Genomic DNA, 8295 nt, shown 5'->3' on the forward strand with positions numbered 1-8295 from the left:
CGAGTAAGGAGGGCTGTTCCAATGAAAAAATTACAAATTGATGATGTCGAAACATTTATTGCTGCAATTGAAGATGAAATATCTTACACCACAGAGGGCAGATATTACCATCGGCTCCATGTTGCGCTTCATGCGCTCAAAACCGGCGACGGTTATGAATCCGCGCGTATTTACAATCACTCTCCTGTCAGTGTTTACAATTGGGTGCACCGACTCGTTAAAAGCGGCCTGGCCGGACTACAGGAAGGAGTCCGCTGTGGACGCTCCAGTAAGCTGTCAGAATCACAGGAAGCAGAGTTACGCAAAGACTTGTTAATAATGAACAAAAGGAGGGTTGTTTGTGGATATTCTCGAAATATTAAAGAGCCGACGTTCCATCAGAAAATATGAGGCGAAACCGATCCCGGAGCATTTGATTGAAGCCATAGTTGATTGCGCACGGTTGGCTCCATCCGCGATCAATATACAACCATGGGAATTCATCATAGTTCGCGAACCTGAAAAAAAAAGATCCATTGCCCTGCAAACCGACTATGGTCGCTTCATTAAAGATGCTCCGGTGCTCATAGCCGTTTTTTGCGTGGAAACCATGTATTTTTTAGAAGACGGATGTTCAGCAACGGTCAACCTATTAAACGCCGCTTGGGCGCTGGGACTAGGAACCTGTTGGGTGGCGGGAGACAAGAAACCTTACGCCCGGAATGTGGCCCGACTGCTTGGAGTACCGGAGGGACATCGTTTGATCAGCCTGATCGCTTTGGGTTATCCCGCCGAACAACCTGGAACGCACCTGTATAAGAAGAGCCTTAAGGATATCCTTCATTGGGAGGGTTACAGGAAGGGGTGATTTTACTTGTTGATCGGTATTCTGTCGGATAGCCACGATAATCTCACGGCGATGAAGAAAGCGCTGGCAACTTTCCTTAGCTATCAGGTGAATCTGGTTGTCCACGCCGGTGATTATGTCGCTCCTTTTACTGTGGCTCTCCTCACCGCTCAGAACACACCGTGGATTGGCGTTCTCGGTAACAATGACGGAGAAATACTCGGCCTTTTTCAGAAATCCGGCGGAAGAATAACCAGTCCGTATATGGAGTGGCGTGAAGGCCCATATTCAATATGGGTATCCCATGACTACCCGCTGGCGGAACTTGCTTTTGCCAGCACCCGTTTTGACCTGTGTGTCTATGGACATACTCACCAGCCGGACATTCGCGAAGAAAAAAGGAAGTTTCTCATAAATCCTGGAGAATCCAGTGGAATAGTGAATGGCAAACCGACCGTCGCCATCTGTGACCTTAAGATTAGACAGACAAAACTGGTGGAACTTTAGATTCTTTGGAATCGAAGAATCGGCTGGACTTCCAAAGCCGGCAGGAATAATATTTGGAGGATGACCGATGGACGTAATACGTGAAAACTTTACCAGGCAATTGAAAGAAATTCAGGAAGATTTGGTCCTGATGACTGAAGAAGCCGGAACAATGCTCGAGCTTTCAATCGAATCCCTGAAGGAAAGAAACGTGGAGAAAGCCAAGAAAGTCATTGAGCTTGATGATGTTGTCGATGACTACAATTATCGAATCGAAGAAAAATGCCTGAGAATGATTGCCCTTGAACAGCCGGTTGCTCGAGACTTGCGAGTGATTGCGGGCATATTGAAAATTATCACCGACGTGGAGCGGATTGGAGATTATTCGATCGACATTGCCAAATTCAGTATCCGCCTGGCCGATCAGCCCCTGTTTAAACCGCTGGTCGATGTGCCCAAGATGGCGGAACTGGTTCTGAAAATGCTTCAGGAAACCTCAACGGCCTTTGTTCAGAGGAGCCTGAAAGTTGTCCAGAAGGTTGTGGAAGACGATGATCAGGTCGACGCTCTTTACCGTTCTATACACGAAGAGGTCGTGACCTACATTGAAGCTGACCCGGCAGTCGCCCGCCAGGCGATCTGGATCCTCATGATCGCCAGATACCTGGAGCGGATCGGCGATCATATCACGAATATTACCGAGCGTATCCATTATATGGAGACCGGGGAAATGATCGAGCTTCACCAGTGACCGACTCCGTTCACCTTAATCCATGATTGTCGTTCTTTGTGGTCCATTACCATAATGATAAGGAGGTTGTAATCATGCCGGAGATGCAATTCAAGGTCAATGGAAAGTGGTCGGGATGTATGCGGGTAGACAGTATGATCCGCCAGTTTACCGTTCGGTTCGATGAGCCGCCTACCCTCGGTGGAGAGGATTCCGCTCCCAATCCTGTAGAGGTATTGCTTTCTTCTCTGGTCGGTTGCCTGGGAATCGTCGTCTGTGTGGTTGCCGGTGAGAGAAAGATGGCTTTCAGGGGGATCGAGATCGACGTCGATGGGGATTTGGATCCACGCGGGTTTATGGGCCAGTATGACCAGGTCCGCCCCGGATTTTTGGCGATCCGATATACTGTCAGGATTGACGGGGACCTCAGTGAAGAAGAGATGCAGCTACTCTATGAAGAGGTTGAAAAACGGTGCCCAGTTTCGGATACTTTGAAATATGGAACCAAGGTAGAAGGCCGGGTTGTCAAGGCCTGACCGGACACTCAGTTTTTGAAATAAAGGGGTTGGTGAACGGAAATCCCGTCGGGTTTCCTAAACCAACCTTTTTATTTTGTTTTTGTCCCTTCATTATCAGCTGACAGATTTATTTTTTAGGAGGTTCATCATGAAAGCGGCCGTATTAGAAGCTCTGGATCGATTGAATGTCAAGGAAGTCCCCGATTACCAGGTTGGAGCCAACGAAGCGCTTCTCCGAGTCCACTCCTGTGCGATCTGCGGCTCCGACATCAGGATCATGCACCATGGAAATCCGCGGGTCAACTTTCCCCAAATCGTGGGTCATGAAGCGGCGGGGGATATCGTCAAGGTCGGCGATTCCGTACAGCGCTTTAAAGTGGGGGACCGGGTCGCCGTCGGTGCCGATGTCCCCTGCGGTTGCTGTTTCTGGTGCCAAAACGGAATGGGCACAAATTGCGCGATCAATTACGCGATCGGATATCAATTTCCTGGAGGATTTGCCGAATACCTGCTTCTCAATGAGCTGATCCTGAACCAGGGGCCGGTACACCTGATACCCGATTCACTCTCCTATGACGAGGCGGCACTGGCCGAACCCCTGGCTTGTGCGATCAACGGATTGGAAATGGCTAAACTTGGGGTGGGCGACAGCTTAGCCATCATCGGAGCCGGACCGATCGGTTGCATGATGATCGAAATGGGACGCCATATGGGCGCAACAAACATTATCGTCATTCAGCGTTCCCAAAATCGTTTGGATATGGCTCGCCAATTCGGGGCCGATCATTACTTCCTGAGTGAACAGCCAGATATCGTCGAAAACGTGAGGGCGGTGACCAGGAGCGAAGGTCCTGATATAGTTATGGTTACCTGCGCTTCACCCGCTGCTCAGGAGTTGGCGATAACGATCGCCCGCCACCGCGCCCGGGTGAACCTATTCGGGGGCTTGCCGAAAGACAGTAGGAATATCAGCGTCCCAAGCAATGTCATTCATTATAAAGAATGCATGGTGATGGGAAGCCACGGCAGTCTTCCTCGCCATCATTGGAAGGCTATACAGGTGATCTCCGCCGGAATGGTCCGTCCGGCAAGGGTGATCACCCACCGTTTTCCCCTGGAAAACGTCCGGGAGGCATTTGAGATGGCCGAATCGCATGCCGGGTTGAAGGTCATCGTCAATCCATGACCGCTCCCCTCCTTATGAAGGCCCTGGTCCTGGAATCTCCGGGTTCCCTGGTTTTTCGGGAGGTAACTATTCCTGAACTCGGAAAAGGAGAAGTCCTGGTCCAAGTTCAGGCCTGTGGAATATGCGGATCGGATGTGTCCCGCGTTTTCGGTGGGGAGGCGTATCGGTATCCCCTGATTCCCGGTCACGAATTTTCCGGAGAAATTGTCGACACCCGAGATCCGGCACACAGGGCTTGGTTGGGGAAGCGGGTTACCGTCTACCCGTTGATTCCCTGCCGTCGTTGTCCTCAATGTGAAGCCGCTCGGTATGAGCTCTGTGACCAGTACGGATATTTGGGTTCCCGGCGGGATGGCGGTTTTGCCGAGTATGTCGCCGCACCGGTCTTGAACTGCATTGAATTACCGGAAACCCTCGATTATGATACCGGAGCCCTGAGTGAGCCAGCGGCGGTCACCTGGCATGCTCTAAAGCGTTCGATGATGTGCCCTGGGGACCGGGTGGTCGTTTTTGGTTTGGGACCGATCGGCCTGTTGTTCGGCTATTGGGCTCGTCTGGCCGGATGTTCCCGCTTGATCGGTGTCGACATCGAGACCGGTAAATTTTCCTTAGCCGCTTCCCTGGGCTTTGACGAACTCCTTGCTCCGGAAGACGGCCGCTTGTCCAGTCGCCTCTCGTCTCTGGCTGAAGAGGGGGGGGTCGGCCTGGTTGCCGAAGCGTCGGGGGTGGGTGCCGCATTGAAAGAGGCGCTTCGTGTAGTAGCCAAGCGGGGCAATGTCCTCTTGCTGGGCAACCAGGGAAAAGAAGTCCTCTTGCTGCCCGATGATTTTTCCCGGATTCTTCGTAAAGAAATCCGTCTTCACGGTACCTGGAATTCCAGTCACAGTCGGCTGGAATCCGATTGGAGGGAGATTTTGGATGCTCAGAGCAACAGAAAGGTTTTCCTGTCACCCATTATTTCCCATTGTATCCCTTTGCAAGAAGGAGTACAGGTTTTCTCGGACATGTACAACCGGTCGTTTTCTTACAGTAAAGTTATCCTGACTCCTTGAATGGTAAAGATCGTAGGATAGGGGAGGTTAGCAAAAGATGCAAAGACCACCGGTAAAAATATCCGCTTCCCTGGATTGCGCGAATTATCTGCATTTGCTCGACGATGTTCGTGAACTGGAGCAAGGCGGTGCCGACATGCTGCATATCGACATTATGGATGGAAATTTCGTTCCCAATTATGCCATTGGAACGAACCTCATGAAAAAACTCCGTCCGGAAACCAGCCTGATTTTCGATGTGCACTTGATGGTCCAAAATCCGGAACCGAATATTCCCCTTTTTGCCGATTTGGGTGCAGACATGATTACCTTTCATGTCGAAACCGGCTCCCGCCTCCACCATTTGGTCAACCAGGTCCAAAAATGGGGCAAAAAAGTAGGTGTAGCGTTGAACCCTGCTACACCCGTACAATCTCTTGAATACCTATTACCCTATCTGGATCTGGTCCTCCTGATGACGGTTGATCCTGGGTTCGTTGGCCAAAAGTTTATTCCGGAGGTCATCGATAAGGTTGCCTTACTCGCCAGGATGAGAGATGGTCTGAGTAAAACCCTAGACATATTCGTTGATGGCGGGATCGGCGATAGAACCGTACCGGCGTTGAGGAAAGCCGGAGCGAATGGTTTTGTGGGTGGAACATCCAGTATTTTTGCCGGCAAAGAACCAATTTCCCGGGCTGTCGCGTCTTTCAGGGAACTCTGTGAAACCGGGAGTTGATTTTTTCTCTCTCCCATTCACAGTTCATAGAAAGGAATCACAATATGACACGAGAAACAATCTACCGCGAACTTTTCAATGATTTTATCAATCACCCGAAAATCGACTCCCATGAGCATCTGCTGCCTCAGGCAAGCTACCAGGGGAAGGACGATATTCTCTTTTCAATTCTGGAGAAGAGCTATCTTCCCTGGATCTGTTTTGGAGCGCGGGATTTGTACACAACAACTTGCCAAAAAATCGATCTTCGGCAGAGAATTTCTACCGTACCGGCCAGTTCCTTTTATCGTTATCTCTTGAAGGCCTTCGATTTCATGTACGGTTTTCGGGGAGACTTACTCGATGACGCTGAATGGGAAACCCTTCGTTTGGCCATTGAGAAGGAATATGCCCGGGAACAGACGATTGACAAATGGCTACGAAACAGGTTATCGATCCGGCGCATTGTCTGGGATCCTTACTGGGCAGTTGGAGAGTATGAAGCAGACCAGGCGCTCTTTGTCCCGGTTTTACGTATTGATCCTTATTTTTTTGGTTTTTCTGCCTCCGCCCGCGATCACGACGGGAATACACCTTATCGCCCTGGAGAAGAGAAGGAACGGGATATCTGCACTTTCGATGATTATTTGGCATTGATCGACCGACGTTTCGCTGAGGGCCTGCAAGCTGGGATTACCTCCCTCAAGTGTGCCATCGCCTATGATCGGGGACTTGATTTTCCTCCGGTGACAAGAGAAAGAGCCCGGAGGGCATTCGAGCGGGAGGATGGGAAGGAAGAGGCCGGAGAGATTAACGACTTTCAAAACTTTATTTTTCATTACTTTTTAGAAAAGGCGGTTGAAAGAAACCTCCCGATTCAGATTCATACTGGTCCAGGAAAAGCCTTTCAAGGCGCCGCTTTCCGGCTTGGGATCGTGTTTGAAATCTACCGTTCGGTGAAAATCTCCTTGTTACATGGAGGATTTCCCTGGGTGGGCGAACCGGGGGCTATGGCCCATTTTTACCCGAATCTGTTCATCGATCTGGCCTGGCTTCCGCTGTTGTCTCCCACTTGCGCCGATCTAGCGCTCACTCAGTGGATCGAAGCGACCGGGGGTTCCCGGATCATGTTGGGAGGTGATTCCTGGAATGCGGAAGGCGCGGTGGGTTCCCTCCTTTACAATCTCGAATGCCTCAGCCGGGTTTTAACCGGCTTTGTTGAGCGGAGGTATCTCAGTCTTCCAACCGCCCGGGACATCGGACACCTGATATTATGGGGCAATCCGGTTGAATTTTTCGGTGAAAGGTTGGGCCTGCCATGAAAGGGAGATTTGGATTGTTTATAAACTCACGAGCGATCGCTTCCACCTGCTCGATGATGTCGTGGCATCGTCTTCTCAAGTGTTGCTCTCGATATACGGCCATGCCTTCCTCGGTATTCAGTCGAACCCCGATCAATTCGAAACACTGGATACCGCCGATTTTCTGTTTGACCCGGTCGAGGAATTGTTCCACCAAATGGCAGAGGCTATTCCGTATCTCTTTCTCTTCAGACCGGTTTCGTCCATATTTCAAACCAAGGGCCATGACCGCTCCAGTGACGGCACCACAGATATTCCCAGTATGCCCAAGCCCTCCGCCGAAACCGGTAGCGATTCTTGGAACGATGTCTGCCTGTATACCCAGATAATCACACATACCAGAGAGCACCGCCTCACAACAGTTAAAACCCTGATCGTGATAGTAAGCAGCATCAGGCATGGAGTTTACCTCTTTTTCCCTTGGCGGGAATGTCTTTTTCCTGTTTGTTGTATAACAATTTTCAGGATGGTACGTTTTTTCCCAGGAGAAATGCATAGGTTTCTTCTGCAACAAGGGATTCTTCATCCGCGGGGATCACCCATACCGGTACCAGGGATCGGGTGGAACTGATCAGGGCTTCCTGTCCAAGGGCGACCTCATTGACGGTGGGATCGATCACGATTCCCAAGGATTCAAGGTTCCGGCAGATGGCTTCACGGGCTTTCGGGTCGTTTTCTCCGATGCCACCGGTGAAGGAGAGGGCCTCAAGACCGTTCATGAGGGCGAAATACGCACCGATGTGTTTTTTGACTTGGTAGACAAATACTGCGATCGCCAGGCGGGCCCGTTCGTCCCCCTTGTCGGCGAAGTGTTCCAACTCCCACATCTCGGCGCTGGTTCCCGATATCCCCAGGAGTCCTGAGTCTGTCAGGAGCATTCGATTGAGCTCAGACCAACTCAAGCCTGCTTTTTCCTGAAGGTAGGTCAATACCTGGGCATCGATATCTCCGGGACGAGTGGACATGATCGTTCCACTTTGGGGTGTGAAACCGGAAGAAATGTCGAACGAACGTCCATCAAGAACAGCACAAATACTGGAACCGCTCCCCAGGTGACAAGATATGATTTTCCGGGCGCCGGGCGCCAGAGTTTTAAGCCTCCGGGCTGAATGACGGTGTGAATTTCCATGGAATCCCAGTTTCTCGATGCCGTACCTCCGAGCCAAGTGTTCGGGGATTCCATAGGTTCGGTGAGGTTCAGGAACGTTATGGTGAAAACCGGTTTCGAACACGCCAATCAAAGGAATCTCCGGAAACATCTGTTCAAAAAGCCGAATAGTCGCGATAGCCGGAGGATTGTGAATCCCGGTCACTCCCGCAAACTCCTGGAGAGCCTGCAACACTTCCCGGGTAATCGGCTGAGTGGCCGTTATCTCTTTTCCAGCATTGATCAATTTGATTCCCACAGCATCGATATCGCCAATTGCCTGAGGATACCC

General features: G+C 50.8%; 11 protein-coding genes. 9 read left to right on the forward strand and 2 right to left on the reverse strand.

What is annotated here, in order from left to right; genetic code table 11:
• Window positions 1-21: 21 nt before the first annotated feature.
• From VLH40_07995 to VLH40_08035, 9 genes are all read left to right on the forward strand, one after another.
• Complete coding sequence (locus tag VLH40_07995; GenBank protein ID HSV31944.1) at window positions 22-390, forward strand: helix-turn-helix domain-containing protein; 369 nt, start codon at window positions 22-24, stop codon at window positions 388-390.
• A complete protein-coding gene (locus VLH40_08000; protein ID HSV31945.1) occupies window positions 341-847 on the forward strand; it encodes a nitroreductase family protein in 507 nt (168 codons plus the stop codon). Before VLH40_07995 ends, VLH40_08000 begins: the two co-directional genes overlap by 50 nt.
• Before the next feature lie 6 nt (window positions 848-853).
• The gene (locus VLH40_08005; GenBank protein ID HSV31946.1) at window positions 854-1333 is read left to right on the forward strand and encodes a metallophosphoesterase; all 480 of its coding nucleotides are present in this window, start codon (window positions 854-856) and stop codon (window positions 1331-1333) included.
• Between the two features lie 67 nt (window positions 1334-1400).
• Window positions 1401-2063, forward strand: a complete 663-nt coding sequence (gene phoU, locus VLH40_08010; protein HSV31947.1) for a phosphate signaling complex protein PhoU — start codon at window positions 1401-1403, stop codon at window positions 2061-2063.
• Between the two features lie 74 nt (window positions 2064-2137).
• A complete protein-coding gene (locus VLH40_08015) occupies window positions 2138-2578 on the forward strand; it encodes an OsmC family protein (GenBank protein ID HSV31948.1) in 441 nt (146 codons plus the stop codon).
• A 130-nt stretch (window positions 2579-2708) separates the two neighbouring features.
• Entirely contained in the window at window positions 2709-3746 is a 1038-nt protein-coding gene (locus tag VLH40_08020) for an alcohol dehydrogenase catalytic domain-containing protein (GenBank protein ID HSV31949.1), read from the forward strand.
• A complete protein-coding gene (locus VLH40_08025) occupies window positions 3743-4798 on the forward strand; it encodes a galactitol-1-phosphate 5-dehydrogenase (protein ID HSV31950.1) in 1056 nt (351 codons plus the stop codon). Before VLH40_08020 ends, VLH40_08025 begins: the two co-directional genes overlap by 4 nt.
• Window positions 4799-4835: 37 nt before the next feature.
• A complete protein-coding gene (gene rpe, locus VLH40_08030) occupies window positions 4836-5516 on the forward strand; it encodes a ribulose-phosphate 3-epimerase (GenBank protein ID HSV31951.1) in 681 nt (226 codons plus the stop codon).
• Between the two features lie 44 nt (window positions 5517-5560).
• Window positions 5561-6817 carry an amidohydrolase family protein gene (locus VLH40_08035; GenBank protein ID HSV31952.1) on the forward strand — a complete coding sequence of 419 codons (1257 nt, stop codon included), beginning with the start codon at window positions 5561-5563 and terminating at the stop codon, window positions 6815-6817.
• Here VLH40_08035 and VLH40_08040 read toward each other — a convergent pair.
• Entirely contained in the window at window positions 6729-7256 is a 528-nt protein-coding gene (locus tag VLH40_08040) for a C-GCAxxG-C-C family protein (protein ID HSV31953.1), read from the reverse strand. The two genes, VLH40_08035 and VLH40_08040, sit on opposite strands and share 89 nt — an antisense overlap.
• A 61-nt stretch (window positions 7257-7317) precedes the next feature.
• Window positions 7318-8295: hypothetical protein (locus VLH40_08045; GenBank protein ID HSV31954.1), on the reverse strand; the 978-nt coding region annotated here is incomplete at its 5' end.

The sequence above is a fragment of the Atribacteraceae bacterium genome (genome assembly GCA_035477455.1).
In the GTDB taxonomy this organism is placed as follows: domain Bacteria; phylum Atribacterota; class Atribacteria; order Atribacterales; family Atribacteraceae; genus DATIKP01.

What these genes read in the sequence shown, in the direction of transcription:
- VLH40_07995 (HSV31944.1), top strand. Translation starts at nt 22, where the DNA reads ATGAAAAAATTACAAATTGATGATGTCGAAACATTTATTGCTGCAATT.
- phoU (HSV31947.1), top strand. Translation starts at nt 1,401, where the DNA reads ATGGACGTAATACGTGAAAACTTTACCAGGCAATTGAAAGAAATTCAG.
- VLH40_08015 (HSV31948.1), top strand. Translation starts at nt 2,138, where the DNA reads ATGCCGGAGATGCAATTCAAGGTCAATGGAAAGTGGTCGGGATGTATG.
- VLH40_08020 (HSV31949.1), top strand. Translation starts at nt 2,709, where the DNA reads ATGAAAGCGGCCGTATTAGAAGCTCTGGATCGATTGAATGTCAAGGAA.
- VLH40_08025 (HSV31950.1), top strand. Translation starts at nt 3,743, where the DNA reads ATGACCGCTCCCCTCCTTATGAAGGCCCTGGTCCTGGAATCTCCGGGT.
- rpe (HSV31951.1), top strand. Translation starts at nt 4,836, where the DNA reads ATGCAAAGACCACCGGTAAAAATATCCGCTTCCCTGGATTGCGCGAAT.
- VLH40_08035 (HSV31952.1), top strand. Translation starts at nt 5,561, where the DNA reads ATGACACGAGAAACAATCTACCGCGAACTTTTCAATGATTTTATCAAT.
- VLH40_08040 (HSV31953.1), bottom strand. Translation starts at nt 7,256, where the DNA reads ATGCCTGATGCTGCTTACTATCACGATCAGGGTTTTAACTGTTGTGAG.